Here is a 15,443-nt window from a genome sequence, read left to right on the forward strand (position 1 = left end):
GTCAGAAGCCGAATTTGATCGTCCCGCCCCACGTCCGCGGGTCGCCCGGCAGCCCGGTGATCAGCCCGGTATTGCCCGGTCCGACAAAAAGCTGATCGATATAATCGCGATCGAACGCGTTGCGCACCCAGACAAAGACATCGAGGCGGCGCTCCGCCCGGAAGCCGACACGGATATTCGACAGCGAATAGCCGTCGACCCAGGTGTAGATCGACGGGCTCGCGTTCGACGAGAAGTTCGAACGATAGCTGCCGTCATAGCCCAGATAGATCTGCCCCTCCTGTCCGAACAGCGATGCCGGGACATTGGCTTCCGCGCCGAAGGACAGCGCCCATTTCGACACGCCCGGCAGCCGCGCGCCCGATATGTCGCAGTTCGCGGGACTGTTCGTACCGCCCGACAATTCGGGTGGACATGGCGCATCGACGAAGCGCCGGTATCTGGCGTCCGTGTAGGCGCCGTTGACATAGGCATTGAAGCGTTCGCTCGGGCGGATCGCCACGTCGGCCTCTATCCCCTGTGTGCGGACCTTGTCGGCATTGGCGAGATAGCCGCGCAGCACCCCGAACTGGCCGTTGTTCACATTGGCCTGATAATCGCCGATATCGGTGCGGAAGATCGCCACGTTGAACGTCCCCTTCCCGTTCCAATATTCGGTCTTCAGCCCCGCTTCGTAATGATCGACCGCTTCCGGCCTGATCGTCGCGGCGCCGAGCAACGGGTTGCCGGCGCCATCGGTCGGCACGCCATTCTGATTGATACCGCCCGATTTGAATGTCCTGGCATAGGTTGCATAGACCAGGACGTCGCGCGCCGCCTTGTAGGTCGCGGTCAGGTCATAACTGAAGTTCCAGTCGCTGAAGCTTGGCGCATATTCCTGCGGCGCAAACACGCCCAGCCGCGCAACCGACACCGGGTCGGTCAGCGCCCGCGTAACGGGCGATCCGTCGCCCGCGAACACCAGCCGCTGATAATAGCCGTCCTTCTTGTCATAGTTGATCCGCGCGCCCGGCTGGACCGTCAGGCGGTCGGTAATCTTCCAGCTTAGCTGCCCGAAAAGGGCGAGGCTGGTGTTCTTGAGATATTGCGTGTTGCGCGCCGTCAGCCCGTCGAGCACGGTCGGATCATTGGCGAGCGCGCTCGTCGGATTGAGCGTCCAGCGGCTCGACGCCGCGCCATGCGCCTCCGTCCCTTGCGTGTCGATGCGCTGGTAGAAGGCAAAACCGCCGAGCACGAAATCGACGCGGTCGCCCGAAACATTGTAGCGCAATTCCTGCGTATATTGATTCTGCTGCGACGGGTTTTGCGACTTGGTGACGATCGGCAGGCCGGTGAAGTCGCGGTCGTTCTCGGGCCGCCAGTCCCAATAGCGCCACGCGGTGATCGAGGTGAGCGTGCCGGGACCGACATCCCATTTGACGCGCAGCGCCACGCCGCCGATCTCGTTCCCGGCATTGAGATTGGCGTCGAGGTCGGTCAGCCGGTCGAAGGGATTGGTGCTCGGCACTATATAGCCCTGCGCCGCCGCGAGCGCGGCATATTGGCGGGCGAGCGGCCGCTGCGTCGCGCCGGTTCGCACGAACACCGACCCGCAGCATACCGCGTCCTGCTTGTTCCAGTCGCCGACGAGCGTGACGCTGAGCGTGTCGGTGGGTTTCCACAGCAATTGCCCGCGCAGGCCGATATTGTCCTGGCTCTGTATCCAGCGGTCGGTCGTGACATTGTAGATGGTACCGCGGCGGCTCGTCGCGGACACCGCGATGCGCGCCGCCAGCCGGTCGGACAGCGGCCCCGAAATCGCCGCCTTCGCCTGTTTGAAATTGAGGTCGCCGATGCTGAGTTCGGCCTTGCCCTCGAAATCAAAGGTTGGCTGGTTCGTCGTGATGTTGATCGCCCCGGCGGTGGTGTTCTTGCCATAGAGCGTGCCCTGCGGCCCGCGCAGCACTTCGATCTGCGCGACGTCGAGAAAGTCGAAGGTCGCGGAGGCGACGCGCGAATAATAGACATCGTCGACATAGATGCCGACGCCCTGTTCGATACCGTCGTTCGTCAGGCCGAACGGCGCGCCGATTCCGCGGATATTGACCGCCGAGTTGCGCGGATTGCTCGTGTAGAATTGCAGCGTCGGCGCGAGTTGCTGGAGGCGGCCGACATTGAAACTGCCGGTGCTGTCGATCTGGTCGCCGCCGACGACCGAAATGGCGATCGGGACATCCTGCGCGGTTTCGCTGCGGCGGCGGGCGGTGACGACGATTTCATTGCCATAGGCGGCCTGCGGGCCTTCGCCCGCGACGGATTCTGCGGCTGCGGTGTCGTCAGCGGCACCTTCGGCCGCCAAGACGGGATCGGCGACAAGAAGCAGCAGAAGGGTAAGCGGGATGGCGGCCGGAGCAAGCCGGCGGCGAGACGATGACTTTCGGATCATGACAATTTCCTGTTGCAAGAAATTGCCACATCCGGTGGTCCGGTCTGCGGCAGGTGGCGGGGAATATCCCCGTTGGGAGCTTGAGAATCAGTTGGGGTAGCGGTGCCGTTCGGTCACATCGACCTGCACCAGCCGCCCTTCGTGGACGGTCAGTTGGATGGCGCCGAAGCGGAGCTTTTCAAGCGCGTCGAGCACGGTTTGAACCGCGCGCGAGGGCGGCTCGCGCTCGCCGGGCGATGGGTCTTGGGACGACGTCATGGCATTTCCTTTCCCCTTTGGTGGATTCGGCGCCGAGACTATCCCAATTGTTTTAGTTGACAATGATTGTTTTGCTTTGGGCGCCCAAAGGAGAGTTTCCCGCGCCCAGCCGAACCGCGAAATCCATGCCGCTTTCGGGGCTGCGCACGGCAATGGATTGCGCGCGCGCGCCGCTGCTGGCAAAGGCGCAGCAATGAGCAAATTGAATGAACTCATGGCGCGCGGCACGGCTCTGCTGGGCAGCGACTACGCCATTCTCTGCGGCGCGATGAGCTGGGTCTCGGAGCGCCATCTGGTCAGCGCGATCAGCAATGCCGGCGGCTTTGGCGTGATCGCCTGCGGTGCGATGACGCCCGAGCTGCTGGATTCCGAGATCGCGGCGACGAAAGCGCTGGCAACCCGCAATTTCGGCGTCAACCTGATCACCATGCACCCGCAGCTTTTCGAGCTGATCGAGGTGTGCTCCAAACATGGCGTCGGCCATGTCGTGCTGGCGGGCGGATTGCCGCCAAAGGGCAGCCTCGAGGCGATCAAGGCGTCGGGCGCCAAGGTGATCTGCTTCGCGCCGACGCTGGCGCTCGCAAAGAAACTGGTCCGCTCCGGCGTCGATGCGCTGGTGATCGAAGGGATGGAAGCGGGCGGGCATATCGGCCCCGTGTCGACGAGCGTGCTCGCGCAGGAAATCCTGCCCGCGCTCGCCGCCGAGGTGCCGATCTTCGTCGCCGGCGGCATCGGCCGCGGTGAGGCGATCGCCGGCTATCTGGAAATGGGCGCGGCGGGGGTCCAACTCGGCACGCGCTTCGTCTGCGCCACCGAAAGCATCGCGCATCCCAATTTCAAAAAGGCGTTCATCCGCGCCTCCGCGCGCGACGCGATCGCCAGCGTCCAGATCGATCCGCGCCTGCCCGTCATCCCGGTCCGTGCGCTGAAGAATGCAGGCACCGAAGCCTTTACCGCCAAGCAGCGCGAGGTTGCCAATCTGCTCGACGGGGGCACCGTCGACATGGCGGCGGCGCAGCTGGAAATCGAACATTATTGGGCCGGCGCGCTGCGCCGCGCGGTGATCGACGGCGACGTCGAAAACGGCTCGTTAATGGCAGGGCAATCTGTCGGTATGGTAACGCAGGAAGAGAGCGTTGCCGAGATCATCGCATCTTTGGTGCAACAGGCCGAAACGGCGTTGCACGCACGGGGTTGACGCCGCATGAAGCATGCGGTTGGGGAGAAGGTCATGAATTTGTCGCGTAAAATCATCGTTGCCGGCCTGCTGGCAAGCGTCGCCGCCTGTGCGCCGAAGCCCCCGCCGCCCCCGCCGCCCCCGCCGCCCCCGCCGCCGGTGGCCGTGGTCATCCCGCCGCGCCCCCTGCCCCCCGGCAATGCCTCGCTGACGCAAATCCTCCCCGCGCGCGGCGTCGACGGCCGGTTCATGACCGCGAACAGCGGCATCAGCGGCGACCGCGCCTTCTGGCAGCTCAAGATTGCGCTCAACGTCGCGGCGATCGGCTGCCGCGGCGCCGAAGAAGCGACGCTGGTGTCGGCGTACAACAATATCATCAAGGCGCATGCCAAGCAGATCCGGTCTACCGAAAAGACGGTCATCGCCGATCTGGGCAAGGAAACGCGCACCAACGGCATCGCCGCGCGCGACAAGCTGTCGACGCAGCTCTTCAACTATTTCGCGCAGCCGCCGGCGCAGCGCGCCTTCTGCGCCCGCGCCAACGAAGTCGCCCAGCTCGTCTCGTCGACCCCGTCGGCACAGGTCATTCCGCAGGCTCCCGCCCAGCTTGCGCAGCTCGACCAGCCCTTCGTCGATTTCTATGAAGCCTATGCCAAATATCAGGCCGATGTCGCCGCGTGGGACGCAAAATATGCCCCGCCCCCGCCGGTGATGACCGCGCCCGCCACGACAGCGGTGTCGGGACCGTCCGGGGCACCCGTCGGCGGCAACTGAAACCGCCAGAATAGCGGGATAAAAGTGGTGCCGGGCAATGGCGTTGGCGCCGTGCATCTGTTAGCAGGATTGCACGATGACCAACGCCCCGCCCCCGCCGACATCCGCCGCCCAATCGGCCCGCACGATCCTGACGCGGCTGCACGAGGTGATGGCGGCGCGCACCAACGCGCAGTCGAAGCTTAACCAGGTTGTCGGCATCATCGGCGAATGCCTCGATAGCGAGGTCTGTTCCATCTATCTGCTGCGCGAAGGCGCGCTCGAACTTTATGCCACGCGCGGGCTGAAGCAGGAGGCGGTGCACGTCACGCGGCTGGGCCTCGGCGAAGGTCTGGTCGGCACGATTGCCGAACAGATCGAAACGCTGAACCTCGACGAAGCGGCGGCGCATCCCGACTTTTCCTATCGTCCTGAAACCGGCGAGGAGCTGTTCCACAGCTTTGCCGGCGTGCCGATCATCCGGCGCGAGCGCGCGGTCGGCGTCCTGTGCGTCCAGCATGCCGAACCGCGCCGTTATGAAGAGATCGAGATCGAAACGCTCCAGACGGTCGCGATGGTGCTGTCCGAACTGATCGCCAACGCCGACCTGGTCGATACCGCGGCGCGGATCGATGCGGGCGAAACCGACCAGTCGATGCAGCGCCTGTCAGGCCAGAAACTGGTCGACGGCATGGGCGCCGGGATCGCGGTTTTCCATCAACCGCGCGTCCATATCGAACATACGGTCGCCGACGATATCGAGGCCGAGCGCCACCGCGTCTACGCCGCATTCGACAAGATGCGCGAACAGATCGACCGCATGGCGAGCCAGGCCGAATTCGGCGTCGGCGGCGAGCATGAGGAGGTGCTCGAAACCTATAAGATGTTCGCTTATGACGAGGGCTGGTCGCGGCGGATCAACGAAGCGATCGACAGCGGGCTGACCGCCGAAGCGGCCATTGAACGCGTCCAGCAACGCACCAGGATGCGGATGCGCCAGATCGACGACGCGCTGCTGCGCGACCGCATGCACGACCTGGAAGATCTGTCGAACCGGCTGATCCGGATCGTTTCGGGGCAGATGGGGACGGCGGCGCAAGTCGGGCTGCGGCAGGATTCGATTCTCGTCGCCCGCAACCTCGGCCCCGCCGAGCTGCTCGAATATGATCGCCGCCGGCTCAAGGGCGTGATCCTGGAAGAAGGATCGCTGACCGCGCACGTCATCATCGTCGCGCGCGCGATGGGCGTCCCCGTGCTGGGCCGGGTCCGCGACGTCCGAACCTCGATCCGCGAGGGCGACATGCTGCTCCTCGATGCCGCCGCGGGCACGCTGCACGTGCGCCCGACGCAGGCGGTACAGGACGCCTTCGATGCCAAGCTCGTCATCTCGCAAAAGCGCCGCGCGAGCCTGGCGTCGCTGCGCGATCTGCCCGCCGTCACCAAGGACGGGGTACCGATCGAGCTGATGATCAACGCCGGACTGCGTGAGGATGTCGCCGCACTCGACCTCACCGGCGCACGCGGTATCGGGCTCTTCCGCACCGAATTCCAGTTCCTCGTGTCGGCGACGCTGCCGCAGCGCGAACGGCAACAGCGGCTCTACCGCGACGTGCTCGACGCCGCGGGCGACCGTCCTGTCATCTTCCGCACCGTCGATATCGGCGGCGACAAGGCGTTGCCCTATATGAATGTCGACGAAAATGCGCTGGAGGAAAATCCGGCGATGGGCTGGCGCGCGCTGCGCCTCGCGCTCGAACGCGAAGGCCTGCTGAAAGTCCAGGCGCGGGCGCTGATGGAAGCGGCCGCGGGACGCACGCTGAACGTGATGTTCCCGATGGTGTCCGAACCCTGGGAATATGAGGCGGCGCGCCAGTTGTTCATCAACCAGCGCGCCTGGCTGAAACAGCATAACAAGAAGCTGCCCTCGGCGATCCGCTATGGCGCGATGCTCGAGGTGCCGGGTCTGATCGAGACGCTCGATCTGATGCTGCCGCACCTCGACTTCCTGTCGATCGGCACCAATGACCTGACCCAGTTCCTCTTCGCCGCCGACCGCGCGCACCCGCGCCTCGCAGAGCGCTACGACTGGCTATCGCCGACGGTGATGCGCTATCTGGCGCGGGTCGTGAAAATGGTGTCGGGATCGAAGGTCACGCTTGGCGTCTGCGGCGAAATGGGCGGCCGCCCGCTCGAAGCGATGGCGCTGCTCGGCATCGGGATCGAACGCCTGTCGATTACGCCGGCCGGGGTCGGTCCGGTAAAGGCAATGATCCGCTCGCTCGACCTTGGCGCGCTGCGCCGCGATGTCCCGGCGATCCTCGCCCACCCGGCCGCCAACCCGCGCGGGCAATATCTCGACTGGGCCCAGAAGCACCAGGTCGATCTGGGCGAGTAACCGCGCGGCCTGACCGCCGACGTAATTGCTTTTGGAAAAATGTTTATGGTATGTTCTCCTTCCAGCCAAGGAGAGAGACATGACCGATTCCCCTGTCCGCGCCTCCGGCCAGTGCCATTGCGGCGCGATCCGATATTCAATGCCGACGGCGGTCGAACATCACGCCCTGTGTCATTGCAGCGATTGCCGCCGCCACGCCGGCGCGCCGATGGTCGGGTGGGCGCTGGTTGCCGAGGCCGATCTGGAGCTCAGCGGCACGCCGAAAATCTACGCCTCGTCGGAGCATGGACGGCGCCATTTCTGCGGCGATTGCGGCACCGGCCTCTTCTATACCAACGACCAGATTTTCCCCGGCAAGATCGACGTACAGTCGGGGACGCTCGACGATCCCGACCTGATACCCGCGGGCGCGCAAATCCAGGTCGCCGAACGGATCGGCTGGATGGAAAAGCTGGACGAGATGCCCAGCTTCGCGCGCTACCCCGGCATGGAGTGAGGCCTTATTTCCGGGCGCCGGCCTTGTCGTCGCCCGCGACGACCGCAGCGGTGAGTTTGGCAATATCGAGCCGCTGCGCCGCGTCGTCATAGCCCTGCCGGACGATGACCAGTCGCCGCGACGGAATGATGACTACATATTGGCCGCGATTACCGAAAGCGCCGAAGGCATCGGACGGCACGCCCGCCGATTTGTCGAGCAGCCAGAAACCGGCACCATAGCCGAATAGCCCGTCCGGCTGCGGGCCGCTCGGCGTCGAAACGAAGCGCCGCCAGTCGGCAGGCAGAATGCGCTCGCCGTCCGCCATGCCGTCGTTCAGATAGAGCAGGCCGAGCCGGGCAAGATCGCGCGCGGTCGTCCACACTTGGCTCGACAGGATGAAGTCGCCATCCTTGTCATGTTCGACGAAGGTGCGCGTCATGCCCAGCCGGTCGAAAAAGGCCGCGGGATCGAGCGCCTCACCCTGCTTCGCCAGCGCGGCCTTCAGCGACAGCGTTGCGAGCAGCGTGTCGTTGTTGGCATAGCGATAGCGGCTGCCCGGCGGGTTGAGCAGCGGCCATTGTGTCGTCCACGCACGCACCGATGCGCCGCCCATATAGATGGCATCGGTGCGGTTGCCGGCGCTGTCGCTGGTCAACCCGCTTGCCATGCGCATGAGCTGTTCTGTGGTGATGACGGCGCGCGGATCGCCTGCCGATTGCCATTCGGCAATCGCTGCGGGCGCGGCCACGTCGAGCTTGCCGCGCAGCACCGCGTTGCCGATCAGTGTTGCCGCCAGCGACTTTGCGACCGAAAAGGTCCGCTGCGCCGTATGGACGTCGTGCCCGGCCTGATAGTGCTCGACGACGATCCGGCCGTCCTTGACGATCAGCAGCGCGCTTGTCCGCCCTCCGAAACCGGCAATGTTCATCACCGCCGCTTCATAGGGCGTCAGACCGCGCGGGATCGGCGCGCGCGCACCCTGGTCGCCGAGCGGCCATGACCGGGCGTCAAAGTCGGCGCGCTTCTGCGGCGAAACGCCGGGACCCGACGCAGTATCGGCGCCGATCGGCAGCGTCACGCAGCCGTCCCGCCCGGTCCATTGCGCAACGCGCGGCGGCATGTCGTCGCGATAACGGACGAGGACGCGGCGCGCCGTCTGATCGACATCGGCAGTCAACGCGCGGACATCGGCCTCGATTTCGGGATAGATGCCCATCAGTTCGTCGCGTTCGATATCGGCCATCGCCTTGCCCGCGCCGTCCCATAGCGACGAGCAGGTAAAGGCGGCGCGATAGCCCGCCGCCCAAGCCCGATTGAGATCGGCCCCGGCGTCCGCGGCCTGCGCCGGCATCGCCGTGAGCGCCATGGCTGCGACAAGAAACGCCCGCCAGCGCACGTCAGGGCCGCGGCCCGAACGCCGCGCGCTGCGCCTTTTTGGCGCGATCCCACCAGGCGCGGCGGATGACGTCGGCGACGCGGCCGGGATCGGCGGGCGCGAAGCGGACGAGCAGGCCGGGCCAGCCTTCATAATGCGGGGTTTGCCAGAAGATGCCGGGGTCGGTTTCAAGCAAAAGCTCCTTTTCCTCGATCGGGCACATGACGTGAAAACTGCCGGCCTCGCGGCCCGGCGACACGAAGGCCTTGCCGTTCACTTTCGGGCAGGGGGTGCCATAGAAGGGCGCCATTTCGACATCGGGCAATGCGCAGGCAAAGGCGACGACATCGTCCCAGCCATCGAAACGGGAAGCGTTCACCCCTCCTCCCGCGCCGCACGGCGGCGCTCGTCCCACCAGGCGATACGCTCGGCAATGCGCTTTTCGAAACCGCGGTCGACGGGGCGATAGAAGGTCGCGGGCGCCATGGCATCGGGCCAGTAATTGTCGCCCGAAAAGCCGTCGGGGGCGTCATGGTCATAGGCATAGCCTGCGCCATAGCCCAGATCCTTCATCAGCTTGGTCGGCGCATTGAGAATGTTCGCCGGGGGCGCAAGCGAGCCGGTTTCGCACGCTGCGGTCCAGGCCGCCTTTTGCGCGGCATAGGCAGCATTCGATTTGGGCGCGGTCGCGAGATAGAGGCACGCCTGCACGATCGCGAGTTCGCCCTCGGGCGAGCCGAGAAACTGATAGGCGTCCTTGGCGGCGAGGCATTGGGTCAGCGCCTGCGGGTCGGCGAGCCCGATATCCTCGCTCGCAAACCGGACGAGACGGCGCAGGACATAGAGCGGCTCCTCCCCCGCGACGAGCATGCGCGCGAGCCAATAGAGCGCCGCCTGCGGGTCCGATCCGCGCAGCGATTTGTGCAGCGCCGAGATCAGATTGTAATGACCGTCGCGGTCCTTGTCGTAGACCGGCATGCGGCGGTGGAGAAATTGCGCAAGCTGGGCCGCGTCGAGGGGATCGGCGATCGCCGCCGCGAACAGGGTTTCGACCTGATTGAGCAGGAAGCGCCCGTCGCCATCGGCGCTGGCGATCAGCGCCGCCCGCGCGTCCGCCGTCACCGGCAGGCTCCGCCCGACATCCGCTTCGGCCCGGTCGACAAGCTGCGCGAGCGCCGCTTCATCAAGCCGTTGCAGCACCAGCACCTGCGCGCGGCTGAGCAACGCGGCGTTCAGCGCAAAACTTGGGTTCTCGGTCGTCGCTCCGACGAGCACGACCGTCCCGCGCTCGACAAAGGGCAGGAAGCCGTCCTGCTGCGCGCGGTTGAAGCGGTGAATCTCGTCGACGAAAAGCAGCGTGCGCTTGCCAGCCGCCGCCATCTTTTCGGCATCGGCGAACGCCTTTTTAAGGTCGGCGACGCCCGAAAATGCCGCCGACAGCGGCGCGAAGCGCATCCCCACCGCTTCGGCGAGCAAGCGCGCGATCGTCGTCTTGCCCGTGCCCGGCGGCCCCCACAGGATGATCGACGACAATTGCCCCGCCGCAACCATGCGCCCGATCGCGCCCTCGGCGCCGGTCAGATGCTCCTGTCCGACGACATCGGCGAGGCTGCGCGGGCGCAACCGTTCGGCGAGCGGAACCGGCCCGGTGGCATCGCCCGCACCGGCCGGCGCATCGTCGCCGAACAGATCCCCGGCCATGCCGCGCTACCTCCGCTGCCGCTGCTTCTGGCGGATCAGCCGCAAATAGGTGTCGGCGACCGACTGATTGATCGCGTCCCATTCATAGGCCATGCTTTCGGCCAGCGCCGCCGCACCATGCGCCGCGCGCAGCCCGGCATCCGTGCAATAGCGCTCAAGGTCGTCTGCAAAGCCGGTGATCGACCCCGGATCGACGAGATAGCCCGTCTGGCCATGCTTGACGATGCTGGCGCTGCCCGTCGCGCGTGCCGCAACCACCGGCAGGCCGCATGCCATCGCCTCCAGCGTGACATTGCCGAAGGTTTCGGTGACCGACGGGTTGAACAGCATATCGCACGACGCGATCGCCCGGGCGAGATTGGGACCGCCCTGAAAGCCGACGAATTTTGCCTGCGGCAGCCGCGATTCGAACCAATCGCCCGCGGGGCCTTCGCCGATCACGACGACCTGATGGCGAACCTTGCGGCGGTCCAACACGTCGATCGTGTCGGCGAAAACGTCGAGCCCCTTTTCCATGACCAGCCGTCCGAGGAAGGCGATGACGGGCATGTCGTCGGCAATGCCCCACGATTGCCGCCAGCTCGCCTCGCGCCGGTCGGGCCGGAAAATGTCGCGCTCCACGCCGCGCGTCCAGATGCCGATGTCATAGTTCATCCGCTGTTCGCGCAGCACCTGCGCGAAGCTTTCCGACGGCGCGATCAGCGCGTCGCAGCGCCGGTAGAGCCGGCGGAGCCATGCGACCATAATCGGTTCGAGGAAGGACAGGTTGTAATAGCGGAAATAGGTTTCGAAGCGCGTGTGCACCGAACAGGCGACGGGGATATTGCGCCGCCGTGCCCACGCCGCCACCTGCCGCGAAACACGGTCGGGGCTGGAGATATGCAGGATATTGGGCGCGAATTTCGCGATATCCTCGCGCACGCGGGCCGAGAAGTGAAGCGGAATGCGATATTCGGGGCGGTTCGGGATCGCCATCGACGGCACGCTGACAAGGTCGCCGGTCGGCTCGAAATCGGGTTCGGCAACCGTCGGCGAATAGACGCGCACCGATGCTCCCTGGCGCAGCAGATAGCCGACAAGGCGGTTGAGGGCCTTGTTCGCGCCATCGACCGTCATATTGTAATTGCCGCTGAACAGCGCGATGCGAAGGTCCGAAACGTCCATCCGGTTTCCGCTAGTCTTTTGCCCCGTCAAAGGCAATTCGTCAGAAGTCGGCGCCGCGATCGGCCGAGGCTTCCAGATCGACGACCACCGGCGGATGCAGGCGCAGACGATGAACACGCTTTTCGTCGGCTTCGGTGATTTCGATGCGCCACCCGCTCGGGTGGTGCAGCACCTCGCCGACCGCCGGGACATGCCCCGCGAGCACCGCAGCGAGGCCGCCGAGCGTGTCGACATCCTCATCGACTTCGGCAAGGCGCGGGTCGATCACTTCGCCGATATCGTCTAATTCGGCGCGCGCATCGGCGTCCCAGCAGCCGTCGGCGTCGGGCACGAACAGCGCGGTCGGCTCGTCGTCATGCTCATCCTCGATCTCGCCGACGATTTCCTCGACCAGATCCTCGATCGTAACCAGCCCGTCGGTGCCCGAATATTCGTCGATGACGATCGCAAGGTGCGTGCGCTTCGCGCGCATTTCGGCGAGCAGGTCGAGCACGCCCATCGATTGCGGCACATAGAGCGGCTGGCGCAACAGGTCGAGCAGCGGCGGCGGCGTGCGCCCTTCGGCGAGCACGGCAAACACGTCCTTGACGTGGATCATCCCGACGACCTCGTCGAGCGTTTCGCGGTAGACCGGCAAGCGGCTGTGCCCCGCGTCGGCAAAGATGGCGACGATTTCCTCGAAACTGGCGCTTTCCGAAATCGCGATGATCTCGCCGCGCGGCACCGCCACATCGTCGACCGTCTGTTCGCCGAAGTGCAGCAGGTTGCGCAGCATCTTGCGTTCGATGGGCGACAGATCGCCGACGATGCTGCTGCCGCGGCGCTCCGCGCCCTCTTCCTCGGCCTCGTCGATGACCTCTTCGATCTGCTCGCGCAGCGACGGTTCGCTGTTACCGCCGAACAGCAACGTCCGTATTCCGGCCCACAGGCCGGATCTACTGTCCTCTTCCGATCGGGTCGAAGACCCCTGCTCGTCGGGCATGTCTCTCGCTTTTGCCGTTAATCCTGCACCGCATATGGATTGGCGATGCCCAGCGATGCAAGGGCTTTCACTTCCAAAGCCTCCATCGCCTCGGCGCCATGGTCGTCGACATGGTCGTATCCGACCAAATGCAGCGTCCCGTGGACGATCAGATGGGTCGCATGATCGGCGACTGAAACCCCCTTCTCCGCCGCTTCGCGCACGCAGGTTTCGCGCGCCAGCACGATGTCGCCGAGCAATATCTCGCCGTCGTCGCTGTTGCTCATCGTTTCGAGAAGGTCGGGCTGAACCTGCGGAAAGGACAGGACGTTGGTCGGCTTGTCCTTGCCCCGGAAATCGCGGTTGAGCGCCTGCACCTCATCATCGTCGGTCAGGCGGATCGCCACTTCGACAAGCGGCGCGGCATCGGCAAGCGCGGCGTAAGGGGTCAGCGCGAGCGCGGCCGCAGCCGCCTCGCCAGCGCGCGCCTGCCAATCGAGATCGTCGGGCCATGGGGTGGCCTCGTGCGTTTCGACGCTCAGCATGGCTGGATCGCGGCCGCTGGCCGGCTGCGCCTATCGACGGAGAGAATCGGCGTGGTCATTGCCCCTCGCTACTGCCGCGCCGCGCCGCGCGCCATGCGAAATCGCTTGCCCACCCCCGTTACGGCGGCGGGGCCGGTGCCGGCTGGGGCTGCGACGGCGGGGTTGCCGGTGGCGGGGGCGGCCCCTGCCCCGACGGTGGCTGACGGTCGCCGATGGGGAGGCGCAGATCGACGCGCGTGCCGCCGATTTCGGTGCTGATGACAGCGTTGCCGTCCTCGACGCCGATACTCGTCTTGTCACCGACCGGGATCGTGCCGACGTCGGGCACGTCGAGCGGCTGAACCGGCCCCGCGGGATCGGCGGCCGGCGCCGCCTTCTTCGGTTCGGCGCCGCGGCCGCTGGCCCGTACCATGAAATCGCGCCAGATCCGCGCCGGCACGCCGCCGCCGGTCACGCCGCGCAGCGGCGAATTATCGTCGTTGCCGACCCACACGCCGACAACCAGCCCATCGGTATAACCGATGAAATAGGCATCGCGATTGTCCTGGCTCGTCCCCGTCTTGCCAAAGCCGGCGATCGGCAGCCGCGCCGCGCGTCCGGTGCCGCGATTGACCACCGCGCCCAGCATATCCTCTATCCCGTCATGCTCGCGCGCCGAAAAATGGCTGGGCCCCCAGACCATATTTTCGAACCAGCCCTTGTCCTCGCTCTTGAAGGCATGCGGAACGACCGGATAGGCGTTCGCCGCCACCGCGGCATAGGCGGCGGTCAGTTCCATCAATGTCATCGTCGAGGTGCCGAGCGCCAGGCTCGGGTCGCCCTTGGCGAGCGGTGCGGTCACGCCCAGATCGCGCGCCATCGCGATGACGCGGTCATCGCCCACTTCCTGCAGCAGTCGCACCGCCGCGACGTTGCTCGACGTCGCGAAGGCGTCTTCCAGCGTGATGCTCGGCGAATAGGTGCCGCTGGCATTTTTCGGCCGATAGGTACCGGTTTCGATCGGCCCGTTGGCGATGCTATCGTCCGGGCGCCAGCCTTTGCGTAGCGCCGCGAGATAGACGAACAGCTTGAAGGTCGATCCCGGCTGGCGCCGTGCCTGCGTAGCACGGTTGAACGGCGATGCGGCATAGTCGCGCCCGCCGATCATCGCCACGACCTCGCCATCGGGGCGCATCGCGACCAGCGCCACCTGCGATTTGCCGAGCGCGGCGCGATTGACCGCACGCCGCGCCGCCGCCTGCAAACGGGCGTCGAGCGTCGTCGTAATCGTCTGGCGCGAATAGCCGATGTCGCTGAGCTTGCGGGCCTGCGGCAGCGCCCAGTCGGCGAAATAGGTACCGGTGGGCAGGTCGTCGCGCTCGCGCACGTCGATACGCGGCGGCCGCATCGCTTTCGCCTCAGCCGCGGTCAGATAGCCCTCGCGCGCCATCGCCTGCACGACCAGCCGCATCCGCTTTTCGGCCAGATCGGGGTTCTTGGTCGGGGCGAGCCGCGACGGCGCCTGCACTAGCCCTGCCAGCATCGCCGCCTGCGCCGGGGTCAGCTTTTCGGGCTGGCGATAGAAATAATGGAGCGACGCGGCGCGCAAACCATAGGTGTTATCGCCGAAATAGGCGTTCGACAGATAGCGCTCGAGGATCTCGTCCTTGGTCAGCCATGCCTCGAGCCAGAAGGCGATCAGCGCCTCGCGCGCCTTGCGGCCCAGCGTGCGCTTGGGCGTCAGGAAGGTGAATTTGGCGAGCTGCTGCGTGATCGTGCTGCCGCCCTGCGTGCGGCCGCCGGTGACATTGCTCCATACGGCCCGCGCGACGCTGCGCGGATCGACGCCCCAATGATTGTAGAAACGGCGGTCCTCGATCGCGATGAAGGCCTGCGTGACATGATCGGGCAGGTCGGCGACCTTCACCGGCTTGTCGACTACCGCGCCGATGCGCGCGATCGGGGTGCCGTTCGATGCGAGCAGGGTAATCTGCGGCGGCGCGATCGGTTCGAGCGATTTCGACAGCGGCGCCGTAATCGCCAGCCAGCCGACGAGCAGGATGAAGAGGATCGCAAAGGCCGCAAAGCCGCGCGACAGCCAGCGCAGCCATCGTGGCCGCGGCTTCTTCGCGCCCCCCGGCGTTGCAGGCGCTTCGGCAGGCGGAAACAGCGGCTCTTCAATCGCCGGGGGCGGCGGATCGTCGGAAAAGGGAAAAGCGGTCATTCTTCGCG

General features: G+C 65.8%; 13 protein-coding genes. 4 read left to right on the forward strand and 9 right to left on the reverse strand.

Annotated features, from left to right (window positions below):
- Position 1: 1 nt before the first annotated feature.
- Positions 2-2,425: a TonB-dependent receptor gene (locus EBMC1_RS02125; RefSeq protein WP_003039841.1), complete on the reverse strand. Its 2,424-nt coding sequence runs from the start codon at positions 2,423-2,425 to the stop codon at positions 2-4.
- A gap of 87 nt (positions 2,426-2,512) precedes the next feature.
- The gene (locus EBMC1_RS18020) at positions 2,513-2,683 is read right to left on the reverse strand and encodes a YezD family protein (protein WP_003039845.1); all 171 of its coding nucleotides are present in this window, start codon (positions 2,681-2,683) and stop codon (positions 2,513-2,515) included.
- A 193-nt stretch (positions 2,684-2,876) separates the two neighbouring features.
- On the opposite strand from EBMC1_RS18020, the gene EBMC1_RS02130 reads away from it, so the two are divergent.
- From EBMC1_RS02130 to EBMC1_RS02145, 4 genes are all read left to right on the forward strand, one after another.
- A complete protein-coding gene (locus EBMC1_RS02130) occupies positions 2,877-3,881 on the forward strand; it encodes an NAD(P)H-dependent flavin oxidoreductase (RefSeq protein WP_003039847.1) in 1,005 nt (334 codons plus the stop codon).
- A 33-nt stretch (positions 3,882-3,914) separates the two neighbouring features.
- Positions 3,915-4,634, forward strand: a complete 720-nt coding sequence (locus EBMC1_RS02135) for a hypothetical protein (protein ID WP_156000897.1) — start codon at positions 3,915-3,917, stop codon at positions 4,632-4,634.
- A 76-nt stretch (positions 4,635-4,710) separates the two neighbouring features.
- On the forward strand, positions 4,711-7,008 hold the full coding sequence (gene ptsP, locus EBMC1_RS02140) for a phosphoenolpyruvate--protein phosphotransferase (protein WP_003039852.1): 2,298 nt from the start codon (positions 4,711-4,713) through the stop codon (positions 7,006-7,008).
- A 79-nt stretch (positions 7,009-7,087) separates the two neighbouring features.
- The gene (locus EBMC1_RS02145; protein WP_003039855.1) at positions 7,088-7,504 is read left to right on the forward strand and encodes a GFA family protein; all 417 of its coding nucleotides are present in this window, start codon (positions 7,088-7,090) and stop codon (positions 7,502-7,504) included.
- Positions 7,505-7,508: 4 nt separating this feature from the next.
- Here EBMC1_RS02145 and EBMC1_RS02150 read toward each other — a convergent pair whose 3' ends face one another.
- The 7 genes from EBMC1_RS02150 to EBMC1_RS02180 form a co-directional block, all read right to left on the reverse strand.
- Complete coding sequence (locus tag EBMC1_RS02150; RefSeq protein ID WP_003039857.1) at positions 7,509-8,852, reverse strand: serine hydrolase domain-containing protein; 1,344 nt, start codon at positions 8,850-8,852, stop codon at positions 7,509-7,511.
- Positions 8,853-8,883: 31 nt separating this feature from the next.
- Positions 8,884-9,240, reverse strand: coding sequence for an MmcQ/YjbR family DNA-binding protein (locus tag EBMC1_RS02155; protein WP_003039860.1), 357 nt, complete (start codon positions 9,238-9,240; stop codon positions 8,884-8,886).
- Positions 9,237-10,562, reverse strand: coding sequence for a replication-associated recombination protein A (locus tag EBMC1_RS02160; protein ID WP_003039864.1), 1,326 nt, complete (start codon positions 10,560-10,562; stop codon positions 9,237-9,239). The genes EBMC1_RS02155 and EBMC1_RS02160 overlap by 4 nt, the downstream gene beginning before the upstream one ends.
- Positions 10,563-10,568: 6 nt before the next feature.
- On the reverse strand, positions 10,569-11,726 hold the full coding sequence (locus tag EBMC1_RS02165) for a glycosyltransferase family 4 protein (RefSeq protein ID WP_003039865.1): 1,158 nt from the start codon (positions 11,724-11,726) through the stop codon (positions 10,569-10,571).
- Between the two features lie 40 nt (positions 11,727-11,766).
- Positions 11,767-12,708 (reverse strand): hemolysin family protein, encoded by a 942-nt coding sequence (locus tag EBMC1_RS02170; protein WP_040589145.1) that lies wholly within the window; start codon positions 12,706-12,708, stop codon positions 11,767-11,769.
- Positions 12,709-12,725: 17 nt separating this feature from the next.
- Complete coding sequence (gene ybeY, locus EBMC1_RS02175) at positions 12,726-13,232, reverse strand: rRNA maturation RNase YbeY (protein WP_003039868.1); 507 nt, start codon at positions 13,230-13,232, stop codon at positions 12,726-12,728.
- Positions 13,233-13,350: 118 nt separating this feature from the next.
- A complete protein-coding gene (locus EBMC1_RS02180) occupies positions 13,351-15,435 on the reverse strand; it encodes a transglycosylase domain-containing protein (protein ID WP_003039870.1) in 2,085 nt (694 codons plus the stop codon).
- Positions 15,436-15,443 lie beyond the last annotated feature (8 nt).

Origin of the sequence: Sphingopyxis sp. MC1, assembly GCF_000371385.1 — a bacterium.
Lineage (GTDB): Bacteria > Pseudomonadota > Alphaproteobacteria > Sphingomonadales > Sphingomonadaceae > Sphingopyxis > Sphingopyxis terrae.